General features: G+C 70.1%; 14 protein-coding genes and 2 pseudogenes. 8 read left to right on the top strand and 8 right to left on the bottom strand.

Annotation, left to right across the window (positions count from 1 at the left end):
• The first annotated feature begins 1 nt into the window (after window position 1).
• Window positions 2-490 carry a hypothetical protein gene (locus M2157_RS02235; protein WP_280864219.1) on the top strand — a complete coding sequence of 163 codons (489 nt, stop codon included), beginning with the start codon at window positions 2-4 and terminating at the stop codon, window positions 488-490.
• A gap of 167 nt (window positions 491-657) precedes the next feature.
• Here the strand turns inward: M2157_RS02235 and M2157_RS02230 are convergent, their stop codons facing one another.
• On the bottom strand, window positions 658-1,125 hold the full coding sequence (locus M2157_RS02230) for a hypothetical protein (protein ID WP_280864218.1): 468 nt from the start codon (window positions 1,123-1,125) through the stop codon (window positions 658-660).
• 258 nt (window positions 1,126-1,383) lie between these two features.
• On the opposite strand from M2157_RS02230, the gene M2157_RS02225 reads away from it, so the two are divergent.
• Both M2157_RS02225 and M2157_RS02220 read left to right on the top strand, forming a co-directional pair.
• Entirely contained in the window at window positions 1,384-1,623 is a 240-nt protein-coding gene (locus M2157_RS02225; RefSeq protein WP_280864217.1) for a hypothetical protein, read from the top strand.
• A gap of 200 nt (window positions 1,624-1,823) precedes the next feature.
• Window positions 1,824-2,063 (top strand): hypothetical protein, encoded by a 240-nt coding sequence (locus M2157_RS02220; protein ID WP_280864216.1) that lies wholly within the window; start codon window positions 1,824-1,826, stop codon window positions 2,061-2,063.
• A 110-nt stretch (window positions 2,064-2,173) separates the two neighbouring features.
• Here M2157_RS02220 and ligA read toward each other — a convergent pair whose 3' ends face one another.
• A complete protein-coding gene (gene ligA, locus M2157_RS02215) occupies window positions 2,174-4,255 on the bottom strand; it encodes an NAD-dependent DNA ligase LigA (protein ID WP_280864215.1) in 2,082 nt (693 codons plus the stop codon).
• A gap of 194 nt (window positions 4,256-4,449) precedes the next feature.
• Here ligA and M2157_RS02210 point away from each other — a divergent pair.
• A pseudogene (locus tag M2157_RS02210) lies at window positions 4,450-4,557 on the top strand (IS5/IS1182 family transposase); the annotation flags it as partial.
• A gap of 95 nt (window positions 4,558-4,652) precedes the next feature.
• Here M2157_RS02210 and M2157_RS02205 read toward each other — a convergent pair.
• Together M2157_RS02205 and M2157_RS02200 are read right to left on the bottom strand one after the other, a co-directional pair.
• A pseudogene (locus M2157_RS02205) lies at window positions 4,653-4,901 on the bottom strand (IS701 family transposase); the annotation flags it as partial.
• A 78-nt stretch (window positions 4,902-4,979) separates the two neighbouring features.
• Window positions 4,980-5,480, bottom strand: a complete 501-nt coding sequence (locus M2157_RS02200) for a flavin reductase family protein (protein ID WP_280860087.1) — start codon at window positions 5,478-5,480, stop codon at window positions 4,980-4,982.
• Window positions 5,481-5,917: 437 nt separating this feature from the next.
• Between M2157_RS02200 and M2157_RS02195 the strand changes: the two genes are divergently transcribed.
• Both M2157_RS02195 and M2157_RS02190 read left to right on the top strand, forming a co-directional pair.
• The gene (locus tag M2157_RS02195) at window positions 5,918-6,862 is read left to right on the top strand and encodes an NADP-dependent oxidoreductase (protein ID WP_280864214.1); all 945 of its coding nucleotides are present in this window, start codon (window positions 5,918-5,920) and stop codon (window positions 6,860-6,862) included.
• A gap of 52 nt (window positions 6,863-6,914) precedes the next feature.
• Window positions 6,915-7,763 carry a helix-turn-helix transcriptional regulator gene (locus M2157_RS02190; RefSeq protein WP_280860085.1) on the top strand — a complete coding sequence of 283 codons (849 nt, stop codon included), beginning with the start codon at window positions 6,915-6,917 and terminating at the stop codon, window positions 7,761-7,763.
• A 36-nt stretch (window positions 7,764-7,799) separates the two neighbouring features.
• On the opposite strand, the gene M2157_RS02185 is transcribed toward M2157_RS02190, so the two are convergent.
• Window positions 7,800-8,138, bottom strand: a complete 339-nt coding sequence (locus M2157_RS02185) for a helix-turn-helix transcriptional regulator (protein ID WP_037721374.1) — start codon at window positions 8,136-8,138, stop codon at window positions 7,800-7,802.
• 189 nt (window positions 8,139-8,327) lie between these two features.
• Between M2157_RS02185 and M2157_RS02180 the strand changes: the two genes are divergently transcribed.
• A complete protein-coding gene (locus M2157_RS02180) occupies window positions 8,328-9,755 on the top strand; it encodes an MFS transporter (RefSeq protein ID WP_280860084.1) in 1,428 nt (475 codons plus the stop codon).
• 95 nt (window positions 9,756-9,850) lie between these two features.
• Here M2157_RS02180 and M2157_RS02175 read toward each other — a convergent pair whose 3' ends face one another.
• Window positions 9,851-11,014 (bottom strand): LLM class flavin-dependent oxidoreductase, encoded by a 1,164-nt coding sequence (locus M2157_RS02175; RefSeq protein WP_280860083.1) that lies wholly within the window; start codon window positions 11,012-11,014, stop codon window positions 9,851-9,853.
• A gap of 241 nt (window positions 11,015-11,255) precedes the next feature.
• Between M2157_RS02175 and M2157_RS02170 the strand changes: the two genes are divergently transcribed.
• A complete protein-coding gene (locus M2157_RS02170) occupies window positions 11,256-12,158 on the top strand; it encodes a TIGR03619 family F420-dependent LLM class oxidoreductase (RefSeq protein ID WP_280864213.1) in 903 nt (300 codons plus the stop codon).
• 147 nt (window positions 12,159-12,305) lie between these two features.
• Here M2157_RS02170 and M2157_RS02165 read toward each other — a convergent pair whose 3' ends face one another.
• Complete coding sequence (locus M2157_RS02165) at window positions 12,306-13,073, bottom strand: AfsR/SARP family transcriptional regulator (protein WP_280860081.1); 768 nt, start codon at window positions 13,071-13,073, stop codon at window positions 12,306-12,308.
• 223 nt (window positions 13,074-13,296) lie between these two features.
• Complete coding sequence (locus tag M2157_RS02160) at window positions 13,297-16,197, bottom strand: helix-turn-helix transcriptional regulator (protein ID WP_280864212.1); 2,901 nt, start codon at window positions 16,195-16,197, stop codon at window positions 13,297-13,299.
• Window positions 16,198-16,295 lie beyond the last annotated feature (98 nt).

The raw sequence follows: 16,295 nt of genomic DNA, 5'->3' as shown, positions 1-16,295 counted from the left end.
AGTGCGCCACGACACGGCGATCGGTGAGAACCGTGAAGTGCTGCAGGGGAACCGCCGGCGGGATGGGCTGGGCGGGCAGGACCGCGAGGTTCCCGAGCAGTGCGGTGACGTCAACGGCGGCGACGAAGACGAGGCCGGCCTTCCAGGAGATGTGCTGGCCGATGGTGGTTCCGACGCGGACGCCGACGACGGTGCCGAGGGTCAGGCCGCCGATGATGATGGACATGGCGCGGCCGCGGTGGGCAGCCCGGCCAGGGCGGCGGCAACGGCGGAAGCCGAGGGCTGCACCGAGGCCGGCGGCGGTTGGGGCGGTGAGGAGCAGGGCGAGGTTGGGGGCTGCGATGGCGAGGTTGGCCAGGATGAACAGGGTCAGGGTGCAGGCCATGAGGGGCTTGCGGGGGCAGCCTGCTGGTGGAGGCGGCGAGGAAGGGGCGGCCAGGCCGTAGGCGAGGGCGAATGCGGTGATCGTGGGCGGCGGCGCCGGTGGTGATGTCCAAGCCGTGGGCGATCTGAGCCAGGATGAAGGAGCCGGTGCCCATGGCGAACGAGCCGAGGGTCAGGACGGCGACGGGTTGCAGCCGGTGCCTGGGGGCGGACTTGCCGACGGCGGTGTCGGCAGGGCTGCGAGTTGGGGTGCGGCGGTTCATGGTGGGCGAACTACCGGTAACAGCCCGCCTCGATACCGCTGTTCACGTACGAGTCGACCCTGATCGAATAACCGGCACCGGTGGTGAGGTCCGGGCGGCTCCCATGGCCGTCCTCCGCGAGAAGTTCGGCGGTGAGGAAGACGATCCGCAGGCTCATCGCCTCTCTGACGAAGCACAGATCGTCAGGCGACGCTTCAGGGTCTGGGCTCCATCCGCCTTGTAGCGTCGCCGTCCGGTAGTGCCCAGCCGCTTCGGCCCGTGTGCCGGGAAAGGCGTATGTCCGCTCGGCGTACACCATGACATCGCCGCTGTCCGCCCAGCAGCCGGCGTCGACCTTCTCGAAGCCCCGGGCGACGGTGGCCTCGGCGGGCCGGGAGTCCAGGATGTCGAGCGCAGCCATCTCCTCCACTCGGGGGTCGGTCCCCTCGCAGTCCTCGGCGGGATCCAGCAGCGCGCATCCGGTGAGCGTCGCGGCCATGAACGCGGGCGCCAGTAGAAGGGATATCGGGCGGCTGATACCTGTTCGTAGGGACAAAGAGGGCTCCAGGGTGTGGGCCGGGGCAGCGGGCGGGCGACTGCCAGGTAAAAGAGTCATCGGTGCTGGCTCCGGAGCGGTCACGGCCCGGTGCTATCAGAAGCCGCCACCCTCGCATCACTTCTGACGTGAGCGGGGCACTTTGACGACACTCCCCAGCGGCACCTGGCGGACGACCTTGAAGAGCCGACCGCCGATCTGGTGATCGCCGCGCTGATCCTGGCCAACGAGGACCTAGCCCGGCAGTTGGCCCCGCTCCTGGGTGAACTCGACGCCACCGCCTGCTCCCAGGTGGAGATGCACCACCGGGTCGAGGCCAGCCGCGCCCGCACTCATACCACCGTGCCGGTACCGGTGATCACCACCCTGACCTTCGCGAGTGCCCTGATCCTGTTCACCCCCCCTACCTCACCCCCTGCGACTCCGTTACCGGGCAACTAATCCTGGCCCCTGATCGGAGCGCTGTTCACGGTCGCGTGGCCGCGCCGCATGGCCCGCATCGCGGAACCGGACCGGTTCTCCAGTGGGATCGAATCCGTCGGCCACGCAACTGAGGCGGCCGCATCCATGCCTCGGGAGGCGACCTGAATGATGCCCTCGTACTGCTGAGTGTCGGAGTCGGCCTGGGCCTGTGGGCACTGGTGGCGTGGCTGATCCCACCCCACTCGCCCCTGGCCGCACTGATCTCCCGGCTCAACGCCCCGTCCGCGCCGTTGCCGATCCTTGTGGCCGACAAGGGCGGTTGGACCATACGCCCCAGTACTCCATTCACCGGCCTGCTGCAGGCCGTCGGACTGCCCGGCCGCACCATCAGCCAGGACCCGGCCATCACCGAACGGGCGCCCGAAACCCACCTGGCGGAAAGGCCGCGCTCGCGCTGAACGGGCTTCTGCTTCCCGGCGTGGTCGGCGGCCTCCCCGCTCTGGGAGGACTTCCATTGCCCTGGTCCGTGCCGCTGGGCGCAGCGGTCAGGCGGTCGGCGGTGATGTGATCAGGGCAGGTAGTCGGCGACGAGCAGCGCGAATTCGTCGGGTGCGGCGAGGCGGATGCCGAGGGTTTCCGCCTTGGCGCGCTTGGAGCCTGCGCCCTCACCGGCGACCACGAGGGAGGTCTTCTTCGAGACGCTGGAGGAGGACTTGCCGCCGGCCCGCTCGATGAGCTCGTTCATCTGGTTGCGGCTGAGGTTTTCCAGGGGCCCGGTCATCGAGCCGGTGACGACGACCGTCATACCCGTGAGCGGCCGGTCGTCCGGGGTGTCGGCGGGGACTGCCGGGTTGTCGTCTGCCGCGGGCGGGGGAGTGGCGCCTGGTTCGGTCATGCTCACCCCGGCCGCGGCGAGTCTGTCGATGAGCTCGGTGAGTTCGGCGAGTTCGGCGACGATGGAGGGGGCCTTCTCCGGGCCGATGCCCTCGACCTGTTGCAGGGCCTCGGCGTCGGCGGCACGGATGTTGTCCATGGTGGCGAAGTGGCGGGCGATGCGGCGGGACATGGAGCGGCCGGTGCCGCGTACGCCGAGCGCGCACAGCACCCGCGACAGCGGCCGGGTCCGGGCCGTGGCGAGGGCGGCGAGCAGGTTGTCGGTGCTCGTCTCGCCCATCCTCTCCAGCGCCAGAAGCTGCTCACGGGTCAGGGCGAACAGGTCGGCCAGATCCGAGACCAGGCCGGCCTCGACGAGCTGGACCACGCGGGTGGCGCCCAGGCCCTCGATGTCGAGCTGGTCGCGGCCGGCGGCGTAGGAGAGGGAGGCCACCAGATGGCAGTTACGGCCCTGCTCGCACCGCCACCGCTCCTGGCTGGTGTCGATGGCGGAGCCGCACCTCGGGCACATCTCGGGGAACACGATGGGCTGTTCGTCGCCGGTGCGCAGGTGGGCGACCGGCGCTTCGATGCGCGGGATGACATCGCCGGCGCGATGGACCATGACGTGATCGCCCAGCCGAAGGTCACGGCGGGTGATGTCGGCCGGGTTGTGCAGCGTCGCGTAGGTGATGGTGGCGCCCTCGATCTGCACCGGCTCCAGGACGCCGCGCGGGGCGATGATCCCGGTGCGGCCCACGTTCCACTCCACCGCCACCAGGCGGGTGATCTTCTCCACGGCCGGGAGCTTGTAGGCGATCGCCCAGCGGGGCGCGCGCGATCCGGAACCGGCGGCTCGCTGGTCGGCGGCCAGGTCGGCCTTGATGACGATGCCGTCGATCCCGAAGGGCAGTGCGGCGCGGAGTGCAGCGATCTCCCGCACACGCTCCAGGACTTCGTCCACGGTCGTGGCCGTGACGGTCGGCACCGCGGTGGCGGCGGCGGTGTGCACTCCCAGCCGGGCGGCCAGAGTCATCAGCTCGCTGTGGGCGAGCCCGTCCAGCCGTTCGGCGAGCTCGGCGTCGGTGTCCGGCAGGGGCAGCAGGCCGTAGCCGAAGAACGTCATCGGCACCGTGTACGCCCGCTCCTTGGCCCGCAGCGTGCCCGCGGACGCGCCGCGCGGGTTGGCGAACGGCTGCCCGCCGTGCGCGGTGCGCACCTCGTTGGCGTGCTCGAACTGGGCCGTTGTCATGAGGACTTCGCCGCGCACCTCCACGGTGACCGGCTGGTCCAGCTTCTCCGGCAGCCCTTCGAGGGTGCCGATCGCGTGCGAGACGTCCTCCCCGGCGATCCCGTCGCCGCGGGTGATCAGCCGGGTCAGGCGCCCCTGGGCGTAGCGGGCCGCGACGGCGAGACCGTCGAGCTTGGCCTCCACGCTGAAGCGTTCCACCTCGTGCCCGATCCGGCGGGCCAGCGAGGCCGTCCACGCGGTGAACTGCTCGGGCGAGAACACGTTGTCGAGGCTCAGCATCGCCACCGTGTGCGGCACATCGCCCTCGACCGCGCCGCCGGCGACCTTGCCGGTGGGGGAGTGCGGCAGCACCTGGTCGGGGTGTGCGGCCTCCCACACGGCGATGCCGCGCACCAACTGGTCGTAGGCGTCGTCGTCGAGCGGAGAAGTGCCGTCCGTGTAGTAGGCGGCCGCGGCCGCCACGACGTCCTCGACGGCCTGCGCGTAGGCAGCGGCGTCCACGATCTGCGCAACTGGTGTGGTCATGTCGTCATCCTGCCTCCCACCACTGACAACGCCACTGGCTAACTGATCGTTTCACCATGAGGCTCGCGCAGCGAAGATGTTGGTGCAGCGTCTCCGGCCCCCTCTAATCCTCATGTCGGAACGTGTCAGCAGGGCCGCTGGCCGCTCAGGTACAAGGGTCCCTATGAGTGGGGCGAGTGGTGGGCTGCGCCAACGAAGCCGGCGTCTGGCAAATACTGCACGAGGTCCCGCTCGCCCAGCTGAACGCAGGCTCACGTCTGGACTGGTCCCGCTGCGTGGTCGACTCCTCCCACGTCCGGGCGCCAATAGTCCGGCAGCGGTTGGTGCCCTGAGCTGTGTTCTCGGTAGGGGCAGCGGCGGGCGATGGCTTGGTGGTGTCTTCTCCAGGCCGACCAGTTCAGTGCGTGGATGACGGGATCGCGGTCGGCTCGTGGACGGGGCAGGGGAGCGTCCAGGAGTCGCCGGGTCTCTGCCACGGTGAGCGGGACGGGTGCTGATCCGTTTTCTGCAGCCCCTTTGCCTCTCCGCCGCCCTGGGCTTGTGCTGCGAGTGCGGTCAGGACGGCGTGGGCGAGCATGGACAGGGTGATGTGGCGGTACCAGCCGATGTAGCGGCGGACCTCGTACTCGTCCAGGCCGCACTCGTGGTCGAACCGTGGACATGCGTGCGGAGGATCCCGAGTGCACACGTGTCCACGGGCGCTCCGCCGGACCACCCCCGCGACTCACCGGCCGGCGAGTCTGGCGTAGTCCCCCTGGAAGAAGACCAGCGGACGGGGATCCCCGGCGACCGCCAGGTCGAGCACCCGGCCCAGGACGAAGAGGTGGTCGCCGGCCGGGACGACATCCGCCACCTCGCACTCGATCCACGCGGCGACGCCGTCGAGCACCGGGGCGCCGGTGGCTCCCGGGCGCCAGTCGAGGCGGCCGAACTTGTCGCCCCCACTGGTCGCGAAGGCCGTGGACAACTCCGCCTGATGCTCCGCCAGCACATTGGCCACGAAGGACCCGGCCCGTTCGATACGTGGCCAGCTCGTGGAGGTCACGCTGGGGAAGAAACCGACCATGGGCGGCTCCAGCGACACCGACGCGAAGGAACCCACGGTCAGACCGACCGGCTCGTCCCCGTCGATCGCCGAGATGGCGACCACACCGGTCGGAAGATGTCCGAGTACGCGGCGGAAGTGCGCCGAGTCGAAGACCGAGGCATCCACACGAGTCGTCATCGCTCTCCCCATGAGAAGGTAGCCGCCGCACAAACGCACGGCGGTTGATCGCTCACGGAAAAATCGTAGGAGCTGATCCGGCGGGCGGAGAGGGCGAGTCTGTGCCGGTAGCCGTCCCCCTGGGTGCGCCACCACCACGCTCGCGCCTCGTGCGTATTGGTGCTGCCAATATGACATCTGCGAACTGGTTCGGTTCCGCCTGCCGGTGAATCATCGTGTTCATGTCCGGGTTGACCAGGCCCAGTTGGGGTCTCCGTCGCAGGGCCGTGACGCGGCTGCCCCCTCTCGCCGCGTTCCGGTTCGCACAGAGACCCTGATCCGTGGAGACCGCGGCCCTGCGACCGCCGCCCTCCACCCGCCGCCCTCCACCGGATCGCTGGCCTGGTGCGCCCCCTCTCACGAACCCTTGGTTCGATCCGCGAAAGGAACCCCGCCTCATGCGCGCTGTCGGAATAGAAGAGTTCGGCGAACCCGAAGTGCTGAAGGTCGTCGACCGTCCGATGCCCGTACCCAGGGCGGCGCAGGTCCGTATCCGGGTCACCGCCGCCGGGGTCAACCCCACCGACCTGCTGCTGCGTTCGGGGGCACTGGCTGCCGCCCTGGCCGGACAGCAGCCGCCGTACACCCCCGGTATGGACGCCTCCGGAGTCGTCGACGCGGTCGGTGACGGTGTCGACCTCGCGGTCGGGGAGCCGGTCATGGCCTTCGTCAACCCCTTCCACGCCGGTGGCGGAGCCCAGGCCGAGTACATCGTGGTGCCCCGCGACCAGGTCGTCGCGGCGCCCCGGGGCCTCGACCTCCGCGATGTCGCCGGGCTGCCCATGAACGGGCTCACCGCGAACCTGGCCCTCGCTCTCCTCGACCTGCCGGCAGGGGCGACGCTGGCCGTCACGGGAGCGGCGGGCGCGCTGGGCGGCTATGTGGTGCAGCTCGCCAAGCACCGTGGGTTGCGGGTGGTCGCCGATGCCGCCGTGGGGGACCGTGACCTGGTCCGCGGGCTCGGTGCGGATCTGGTCGTGCCGCGCGCCACCGCCACCGCCGATCTCGCCGGGGCGTATCGCGCCGCGGTTCCCGAGGGTGCCGACGCGATCGTCGACGCGGCTGTCATCGGTGCCGACGCCTTGGGAGTGGTCAAGGACGGCGGAGGGTTCGCCAAGTGCCGCCCCTACGAGCTCGCTTCGGAACGTGACATCACCATCCACGCGGTGCAGGTTCCGGGGCACCCTGCCAAGCGGTCCGCCCTGGAGGAGCTGGCCGCGCTGGCGGAGAAGGGTGTGCTGACCCTGCGCACCGCCGACGTGCTCGCTCCCGAGAGGGCCTTCGAGGCGCACCGGCGACTGGAGGCCGGGGGCGTCCGGGGGCGTCTGATCCTGGCCTTCTGACAGCCGTTGTCGGTGACCTGGACTGCTTCTACGTGTGTGAAGGGTGGCTTGCATGAAGGTCGACAGTGTCGCTCCGGCTCAGGAGGAGACCAGGGACAACAAGGGCGCCGACAGAGAGCGGCGGGCCGCTCTGCGCCACTTTCTCAGGTCACGCAGGGCCCGGCTCTCGCCCCGGGACGTCGGGCTGACGGTGGCCGGGCGCAGGAACACGCCGGGGCTGCGGCGCGAGGAGGTCGCCGTACTGGCCGGGGTGAGCGCCTCCTGGTACACGTGGCTCGAGCAGGGCCGGGACATCAAGGTGTCCGAGGACGTGCTCGACGCGGTCAGCAAGGCGCTCAGCCTGGATCGCACCGAGCGCGCGCACCTGTACCTGCTGGCCGGAGTCAACCCGCCGGCCGCCCGCCAGGAGGTCACCGCGGAGGAGCTGTCCCGGCTCCGGCTCGCCACCGAGGCGTGGCAGCCGGCCCCGGCCTTCGTGGTCGACCGGTACTGGAACGTCCTGGTGAGCAACGGCCCCGCGCGCACGCTGCTCGGTGTTCAGGACAAGGACTCCAACTACCTCTGGTCGTTCTTCACCGACGGCCGCTATAGGAGCCGCTATCCCCACTGGTCGGACGTGGCGAGCCGCCTCGTCGGTCAGTTCCGGGTCCAGGCCGTGCGCTTTCTCGACGATCCGAACTTCGAACGCCTGGCGAGAAGGCTGTGCTCGGCGAGTCCGGACTTCGAGCGGATGTGGGCGCGGCACGAGACCTGGGACACGGGGATCGCGACCGTGGAGGTGCGTCCCGCCCCCGGTCGCAGGGCCGCCTTCCACCATGTCGTCATGGGGCTGCACCAGAGGTCCGAGCCGTTGCTCATGCTCTACATGCCCATCCCGACCGACGGCGAGCGGGCCGGGTGAGCTCCGGCACGGCCTGGGCATCCGCCGGATGTTCAGTCACTGCTTCGCCTCGCGCCGGGCCGCCTCGATGATCGCGTCGAGCAGCCCGGGGAAGGCGCGCTCCAGGTCGGCGCGGCGCAGGGAGTTCGTCTTGACCGTGCCCTCGTACTGCTGCCTGAGGATTCCCGCCCTTCGCAGCACCTTGAAGTGATGGGTGCTGGTGGAGCGTGTGACGTTGATGTCGAAGGTCCCGCACGCCATGTTCCGCTCCGAGTCGGCGAGTTGGCGCACGATGCTGCGCCGCACCGGGTCGGCCAGTGCCTCCAGCACGCCTTGGAGCGCTATGTCCTCGGCGGCGAGGTGATCGGTGATGCGCTCGGTGGTCGGTGCGGTCACGTGACTCGGCCTCCTTGCGTTCCGGTATGACGCCTTCATCGTACGACGGCGGTCATATGACGACGGTCATCAAATTTGACCGTCATCGTCATAGTGGTTTCAATGGACACGGGGAGAGATCCCTGGCCGCGGTCTTCGGTGGTCTGCGGTCGTTCTTCGCCCCAGTGAGCCCTCCCGGAGGAGAGAACGATGCCCCGTGCTGAGTCCCAAGCAGTGCCGTTGCCCGGTGAGGTGACACCGGCCCGGCGGGAGGTGCCCCCCGGACTGCGGCTGACCGCCCTCGCCACCGGCTTCGTCATGGCCGCCCTGGACGTGACCGTCGTCAACGTCGCCGGCTCGGCGATCCAGGAGCAGTTGCACGCCTCGCTGCCGGAGCTGACCTGGATCGTGGACGGGTACGTCCTGGTCTTCAGTTCGCTGCTGCTGCTCGCCGGCGGCCTGGCGAACCGCCTGGGCGCCAAGAACGTCTATCTGTGGGGCATGGCCGTCTTCTTCGTGGCCTCCCTCGGCTGCGCGCTCGCGCCGAACGCGGTCGTGCTGATCGTCGCGCGGCTCCTGCAGGGCGTGGGGGCCGCGCTCTTCATGCCGAGTTCGCTGTCCCTGCTGGTGTTCTCGTTCCCGGAGAAGCGGCAGCGCACCCGGATGCTGGGCCTGTGGTCGGCGATCGTGGCCACCTCGGCGGGCCTGGGCCCGACCGTGGGCGGTCTTCTGGTCAGCGCGTTCGGCTGGCAGAGCATCTTCGTCCTGAACCTGCCCATCGGCATCATCGGCATCCTGCTGACCAGGCGCTTCATCGACGCGTCCGAGACGCGGGCCACCAAGCTGGCGGTACCCGGCCATGTCCTGTGGATCGTGGCACTCGCGGCCCTGAGCTTCGCCCTCATCGAGGGACCGAGGCTCGGCTGGGGGGCCGGCGGGATGGTGATCTCGTACGTCGTGCTGGTGGTCGCCGCCGTTTCGCTGCTGGTGCGCGAACGTCGCGCCGACAACCTGGTAATGCCGTGGAGCTTGTTCGGCCGGCCGAGCTTCGCCGGTGCCAACCTGGTGGGATTCCTCTTCAACCTCGCGCTGTACGGCAGCATGTTCATGTTGAGCCTGTACCTCCAGCACGCCCGCGGTGCCTCCCCGTTCCAGGCCGGACTCGAACTGCTGCCGATGACGATCTGGTTCCCGCTGGCCAACGTCGTGTACTCGCGCATCTCCGCCCGTTTCTCCAACGGGGCACTGCTGACGGTCTTCCTGCTGGTCGCCGGGATCGCCTCGCTGACCATGGTCGAGGTGTCCTCGGCCACGCCCTACTGGGTGCTGGCGGTGGCCGTGGGCCTCGCCAACATCGGCGCGGGCATCATCTCCCCGGGGATGACAGCCGCTCTGGTGGACGCCGCCGGCCCCGAGCACGCGAACGCGGCCGGATCCGTGCTCAACGCCAACCGGCAGATCGGCACCCTCGTGGGCATCGCCGCGATGAGCGTCGTACTCGGCGCCACCTCGGACTGGAACCGCGGGGCGGCGCTGTGCTTCGCCGCGATCGGCGTCGCGTATCTCGCCGCCGCGGCGGGCGCCTGGCTGCTGATCGCCCGTACGGAACACCGCGAGGCCGCCGTCGCCGCGGCCTGACCGCCCGCCGGCAGTGGGAAGAGCCGCGCGCAGCGCCGCTGCCGCACCGGTGCCGGACATCACCCGGTGCGGCAGCGGCGCTGGAGGACGATCGCTCACCCGGCGGCCGCGCCGCGCGGCCGTGCTCCGTGATCGGGGAGGGTGAGCTTGCCGCCGAACAGGTCGCGGTTCTCCTGATACCACCGCGCGGACTCGGCCAGCGGGCGCGCCGAACCGGTGAAGTGGGGAGCCACATAGCGTGCCAGCAGGTCATAACTGCGCCTGGTCCGCTCCGGATCGGCCCAGTCCTGGAGGTACACCAGCAGGGTGCCGAAACCGCCGGTCTCCTCCTGCATGCGCCGGATGCCCGCCACGCAGTCGTCGACCGAGCCCACGATCGCGCTGCCGGCCTCGATCGCGGCCTCGATCGCGTTCTCCGGTTCGACGCCGGGAATGCTCACGTCGAGGCCGCGCAGGTCACCCCAGTACTCGTGGGCCCACCTCTGGTAACCGGCGCGGACGTCGTCGATGGCCTGCGCACGGGTCTCGGCGACATGGATCGGCAGCGTGATGCGCCAGTTCGAGCGGTCCACCGTCCTGCCGTGCTCCGCGGCGGCCTCCTCGGCGTACCGCCACTGCGTCTGCATGTCCGGAGGCCGGTGGCCGGGCCGGGACACGCCGAACGAGACGGTGCTGATGCCGAGTCGACCGGACAGCCGCACGCTGTGGGGCGAGGCGACGCTCGCGGCCGCGATCTCTATCTTGCCCGCCCGGTACGGCGCGAGCTGGAGTTTGGCGTCCTGCAGGGTGAACCACGGTGTCTTCCTGGTGACCGGCTGGTCGCCGTGGAGCAGTTCCACGACCGCCTCCAGGGACTCGCCGAACATGCGGCGCATGTCCCCCCACTCGCGGCCGAGCATATGGGCGTCCACCGGGCTGCTTCCCGCCCCGACGCCGAGGATGAAGCGGCCCCGGGTCAGATGGTCGAGATGCATGGCCCGGGTGGCCACCATGAAGGGATGGTGATACGGCAGTGTCATCACGCCGGTGGCCAGTTTGATCTGGCGCGTCCGCTCGGCGGCGACGGCCACGAACAACTCGGGGACGCCGATGCTGTTCCAGCCCAGCGAGTGGTGTTCGCCGATCCAGAATTCGTCGTAGTTGAGCCGGTCGAACAGCTCGATCAGTTCGAGATCCCGCTCGAACTGCAGGGTGGGATCCTCGCCGAGCGGATGGAACGGTGCCAGAAACGCGCCGAATTTGAGTCGTTCCGGATACATCAAATCCCCTGTCTGTCATGGCTGGTTCGCCGCCTGAACGAATATATGGGCCGACCGGCCAGACAGGGGGGAGTCGGTTTCTCCTATGGGCGGCACCACCAGTGCCGGTGGTAGCGGGACCAACGCGCTCTGGAGCCCCGCTATGCGCCCCCCTAACGTAGGTGAAAGTCGCTGGAAGAGATTCCGGTGCGTTCTTGCACTTTCCTTGCTGATGACATTCCAGAGCGGGTGGAGCGGACATATGCGTCTGGGCTTCGGTCTTCCGACATTCGGTCCGGCGGCCAATGAGGTGAACGGCATCGCCCGGTTCGCCGCCGAGGCGGAGAAACTTGGCGCGAGCAGCCTCTGGGTCGGCGACCGACTGTTGACCCCGGTGGATCCGGCGGTCGGTTATTCGCCCGGTTCCCGTTTCATTCCGGACGAATTCCGGGTGGCGGCCGACCCGTTGACGGCACTGGCGGTCGCGGCGGCGGCCACCGGCGAGGTCCGGCTGGGCAGCAGCGGCATCAACGCGCCGTGGTACCCGCCCGCCCTGCTGGCGCGCGCCCTGGCCGCAATCGACGTGGCCAGCGCCGGCCGGCTCGTCGCCGGGTTCGGGAGCGGCTGGTCGCCCGAGGAGTACCAGGCCGCGGGGGTGCCGTTCGAGGGGCGTGGAGCGCGGCTGGACGAACTGCTGGACGTGCTCGTGGCCTGGTGGACGACCGACCCCGTGGAGCACCGGGGCCCGTTGTTCACGATCCCGGCAGGCCACGTCGGCCTCAAGCCGGTGCAACGACCGCATCCGCCCATCTATCTCGGCGCGTTCGGGCCGCGGGCGCTGCGGCGGATCGGGGCGCGGGCCGACGGCTGGATGCCGGTGTGGTGGGCCCCGGAGGCCTTTCCGGCGAAGCAGCTCACCGAGGGGTGGGCGACCATCCGGCATGCCGCCGAGGACGCCGGGAGGGATCCGGACGGGATCGGGGTGATCCTGCGGGTCAACGTGGCCTCCGGCACGCCGGTCACGGTGGTCGCCGAGGAGGTGCTGAAGATGCGCTCGGTGCTGCCGGCTTCCGAGGTCTTCGTCGACTTCACCTTCGTGGCCGGCACGGTCGACCACACCCTCGACCTGGCCGGGAACCTGCTGGAGCTCGTCTCGGCGGAGTGAGGACGCGGGATGGACGGGGCGCCGGGTGCGGAGGACCAGCACCCGGCGCCCCACGGCTCGCCGGAGCCCCCGGACCGTGACCGACCCGGCCGAACCGACCCGGGCGGTCGGCAGGCGTCCCGCCGGAAGGCCCGCCGCCCCGGCGATTCACGCCGCCGCCGGCACTCTCGACTCCTGGCCGGTCAGGATCTGCTGGTGCAGCTCGTGCAACGGACGGCACGGTGCGATACCCAACTCGCGGTCGAGCAGGGAACGCACCTGCCGAAAGGCCTGGAGGGCGTCGGCCCGCCGGTCGGACCGGTACAGGGCGAGCATCAGCTGCCGGTGGAACGCCTCGATCAGCGGATGCTTGTTCACCAGCGCGTACAGCGGCCCCACCAACTCGCGGTGCCGCCCCAGCATCAGGTCCGCCTCGTTGCCCAACTCGAGGCACTCCAGGCGTGCTTCCTCGGCCCAGGTCGCGAACTCGTTCACGATGGGGCCGCCGCGCAGCTCACCGAGTACCGTGCCGCGCCACAGCGCGAGCGCCCGGTGGCAGGCCGCGGAGGCCTCCTGATACCGCCCGGCACGGAACGCGGCCCGGCCCTGCCGGGCCATCCGGTGGAACTCGTGAGCGTCCAGGGTGCCGTCACCGAGCTCCAGGACATAGCCGGGGAACCGGGTCACGATCGGACTGCGGCCCCGGTCCACCCGTCCGAGCACCTTGCGCAGCTGCGAGATGTAGACGTGCACCGTGGCGACGGCACGGCGTGGGGGCTCCTCACCCCAGATCTCGGTGCACATCTGGTCTGTGGAGACGACATCGCCGGCGCGCACCACCATGGCGGCGAGCAGGGACTCCATTTTCGGAGCGGTGACCGTGAACACGTCCTGGCCGTCGGTGATGCGCAGGCTTCCCAGGATCTCGAATCGCATGAGGCTGCCTTCCTGGTGGGGGGAGGCCCGACAACGCTCGGCGCGACACTGGGCCGGAGCGTTCGTCGAGGCGGATGGTGCGGTGATCGTGTGTCACTGGAAAACGGCGGTTGCGCACGCCGGCATTGCCCGCCGAAAGTTTCCGTAATATGTCCTCCGGTTACAGGTTCGCCCATTTCGGGAACCGGTCCTGCGCTGTTCCCATGGAGTTGATTTCAGCCTCTCAGGAAGTCTGTGTACGTGCATCAGTAGAAACACGTACGGCCATCAGTCTGGCCAGCTCCGCCCGAGAACCGATCTCCAGTTTCCGGTAGACGCGCGAGAGATGGACCTCGATCGTGCGCGGGCTCACCCGCAGTGTTTCGGCGACCTCACGGGTACGTCTCCCGGTGCCGACCAGCCTCGCCACCTCCAGCTCGCGCCGGGTCAGAGACGCGAGGTCGGGTGCCGAAGCCGTCGGCGAGGGTGCTGCGGAGGGCCGGTCACGCTCAGGAGAGCCTTCCTGGGGGCGGCCGGACGGCAGCTGGGCGAAGAGCGGTACCTGCCAGTGATCGGCCAGTTCCCGCGCCGCCGACCACAGCACCTCCGCCTCCTCGGGCCGTGCGCCGGAACTCGCCGCCCGGGCGGTCCGTACGGCCGCGCGCAGGCTCGGGAGTCTCAACTGTGCGCCGTCGAAGAGGCGTTCGGCTTTCCGGTAGGCGCTGATCGCCGCGGTCGGCTGGTTCTGCTGGGTGAGCACATGGCCCCGGGCGAGGAGGGCGTAGGCCTGGATGTGCGGCAGTGCGCAGATCTCCGTCACCCGGGAGGCGCGCTCTGCCCACAGTGTGGCGCGGGTGCCGCTGGAGACACAGGCCAGCGTGAGCAACTCGTAGGCGCGGGTCCGTAGTGACGGGCTGAGTAATCCGAGGTCAGGGGCGCCCAGTTCGAGCAGCAGATCCAGGCAGCGTTCCTGGCCGCCCTGGAGGAGGAGGGATTCGGCAACCGTCAGCACGGACAGGGAATGCCAGGTGTCGCTCCAGGAACGCAGAGCCCGCAGCGCTTCCTCCGTACGCGCCGAGGCGCGGCTGCTGCCCGGCGGCTCCGCGTAGGTGATGCAGAGCGCCTCCTGGGCCATCGCGTAGGCCCGCAGCCGGTCCGCGCCCAGGTGCCCGGCCAGGTCAGCGGCGTCGGCGGCCGAGCGCCGCGCGCTGTTCAGCCGGCCCTGCCGCATCTGGGCGTCGGCGAGTCCGCTGAGCAGGACAGGGAGCATGGTGTCGGGGGAGCGGCCCGCCGAGACGGCGATACCGCGCGCATAGCGGGACTCCGCCTCCTGCGGCCGCCCCAGCGACAGGGCGCACCAGCCGAGCAGGGCGAAATACTCCGTGTGCAGGCGCATGTCCGCGATCGGGAGCTCGTCCATCTGCCGTACCGCGGCGTCGTACGCGTTCAGGGACCGCGCGGTGCGGCCGGCGGTCAGCTCGGCGAGGGCGTGCAGGGACAGGGCGCCGGCCAGCGTCGTCGCCCGCCCTGCGGAGCGGGCCAGTTGGAGCGCGGCGGAGGCGAGGACGGCCAGTTCGCCGTCATTGCACAGGGACGACACGATGCCCCGAAAAATCGTCAGCCGGGCGAGCAGATCCGTGTCGGCGGCGGAGCCGGCCCGCGCGAGTTCGGCGCGCAGCAGTGCGTCGGCCTCGGCGAACCGACCATGCAGGCACTCCACCAGGACGCAGACGCGTATCACCGCGTGCCGCGCCTCGTCAGGCCGGATCCCGTCATGCCGGCTGAGCAGGTGCCGTAACGCCTCGTCGTCGTTGAGGAAGTCGCCTGCCTGGAGTGCTCGGGCCAGCGGCGGAATCAGACCGAGCAGCCGGCCCGGCGAGCGGTCGTCCCGGGCGAGGCCACGCAGTGCGAGCAGCAGCCAGCGGATGGCGTCCTCGGGGGCGCTCAGCGCCGCCTCCGTACCGGCCCGGGCCAGCGTCTCCAAGTCCTCCGACGTGAACGTGCTGGTGGACAACTCGATGTGTACGGCGCGCTCGGGGGCTGGGGCGGCGCGGTGACTGAGGCCGGTCAGCGCCCTGCGGTGGGCCCGCCGACGCCGGCAGTGGTCCATCCGCTCGTGCACCAGGTCGCGCAGTACCGGCTGGCGGAAGACGAGACGAGTGGTGGCGTGCGGCAGCGGGCGCAGGATATCGAGCCGGATCAGCCCGGTGACGGCCCCGCAGGTCTCGTCGAAGGGCAACTCGCAGACGGCGGCCAGTTCCTCGCGGGTGAAACGATCGCCCAGCACTGCCGCGCCCTCGGCCACCAGGCGTTCGGCGGGGTTCAGCAGTTCCACCTCGGCGGCGAGCGGGGCCAGCCGACCGGTGACCAGGCCGGTGGTCAGAGAAGGTTTGAGCGGTGCGGACTCGCCGAGCACCAGCAGACTCAGGATGTTGCCCTGGCTTTCCGTGTACGCCGATCGCAGCCAGCCGGTGTCGGGCCGTACGTTCAGCAGCCGGGCAGCCTGTTCCGGGCTGATCGGACCGAGCCCGACGCGGGTCACCCGGCCCTGTTCGGCACCGTAGGCGAGTGTGCTGAGCAGCAACGGGTCGGCCTGCCGTGGCCGATGGGCGATGACGATGAGGACGGGCGCCCTGAGCGGCCAGCGCACCAAGTGGTCGGCGAACTCCAGGGACTTCGGGTCGGCCCAGTGGAAGTCGTCCAGCACCAGCAGCAGTCCACCGCTCTCGTCGGCGGCACCGGCCAGCAGGGTGTGCACCGCCTGGGACAGCGGGAGCGGCTGGGGCGGGTCCGCGCGGCCGCGCCGGGCGCACAGTCCGGCCCGGATCAGGTCGGCGTGGGCCGGTGAGAGCCGATCGAGACGCTGTGGTGTCACCAGGTCGCCGAGGGCCCGGGTGAGGACGCTGAACGCGTCGCGTTCCGCGGGGTAGCAGCGGCCGTCGAGCACCCGGACTCCCTGGTCCCGGGCCGCCGCCGTCAACTGGGCCAGCAGCCGCGTCTTCCCGGACCCGGGGTCTCCGTGCAGTTCGACGACGCCACCGTGGCCTTCGCCGACCCGCTGGAGTGCGTGGAACAGTCGCAGCGCCTCACCGCAGCGCACCGATGCCGTCCGTGGCGTATTCGTGGTGGCCGAAGATGTCTCCACAATGACTGAAACCTTTCCCCCGAACCGGTCAATCGTTCCCACGATAACGACTGCTGCGCGAATGAGGGGGAGGCTTCTTGAGCGGTAAACAATAGATG

It is taken from the genome of Streptomyces sp. SAI-127, assembly GCF_029894425.1.
Lineage (GTDB): Bacteria > Actinomycetota > Actinomycetes > Streptomycetales > Streptomycetaceae > Streptomyces.
The sequence above is the reverse complement of the archived record's forward strand: the minus strand, read 5'-3'. Positions and strand labels throughout refer to the sequence as shown.

Bases quoted from the DNA above. Each gene is read 5' to 3' on its own strand.
- M2157_RS02230 (WP_280864218.1), bottom strand. From the start codon at position 1,125: ATGGCCGCGACGCTCACCGGATGCGCGCTGCTGGATCCCGCCGAGGAC.
- ligA (WP_280864215.1), bottom strand. From the start codon at position 4,255: ATGACCACACCAGTTGCGCAGATCGTGGACGCCGCTGCCTACGCGCAG.
- M2157_RS02200 (WP_280860087.1), bottom strand. From the start codon at position 5,480: ATGACGACTCGTGTGGATGCCTCGGTCTTCGACTCGGCGCACTTCCGC.
- M2157_RS02195 (WP_280864214.1), top strand. From the start codon at position 5,918: ATGCGCGCTGTCGGAATAGAAGAGTTCGGCGAACCCGAAGTGCTGAAG.
- M2157_RS02190 (WP_280860085.1), top strand. From the start codon at position 6,915: ATGAAGGTCGACAGTGTCGCTCCGGCTCAGGAGGAGACCAGGGACAAC.
- M2157_RS02180 (WP_280860084.1), top strand. From the start codon at position 8,328: ATGCCCCGTGCTGAGTCCCAAGCAGTGCCGTTGCCCGGTGAGGTGACA.
- M2157_RS02175 (WP_280860083.1), bottom strand. From the start codon at position 11,014: ATGTATCCGGAACGACTCAAATTCGGCGCGTTTCTGGCACCGTTCCAT.
- M2157_RS02170 (WP_280864213.1), top strand. From the start codon at position 11,256: ATGCGTCTGGGCTTCGGTCTTCCGACATTCGGTCCGGCGGCCAATGAG.
- M2157_RS02165 (WP_280860081.1), bottom strand. From the start codon at position 13,073: ATGCGATTCGAGATCCTGGGAAGCCTGCGCATCACCGACGGCCAGGAC.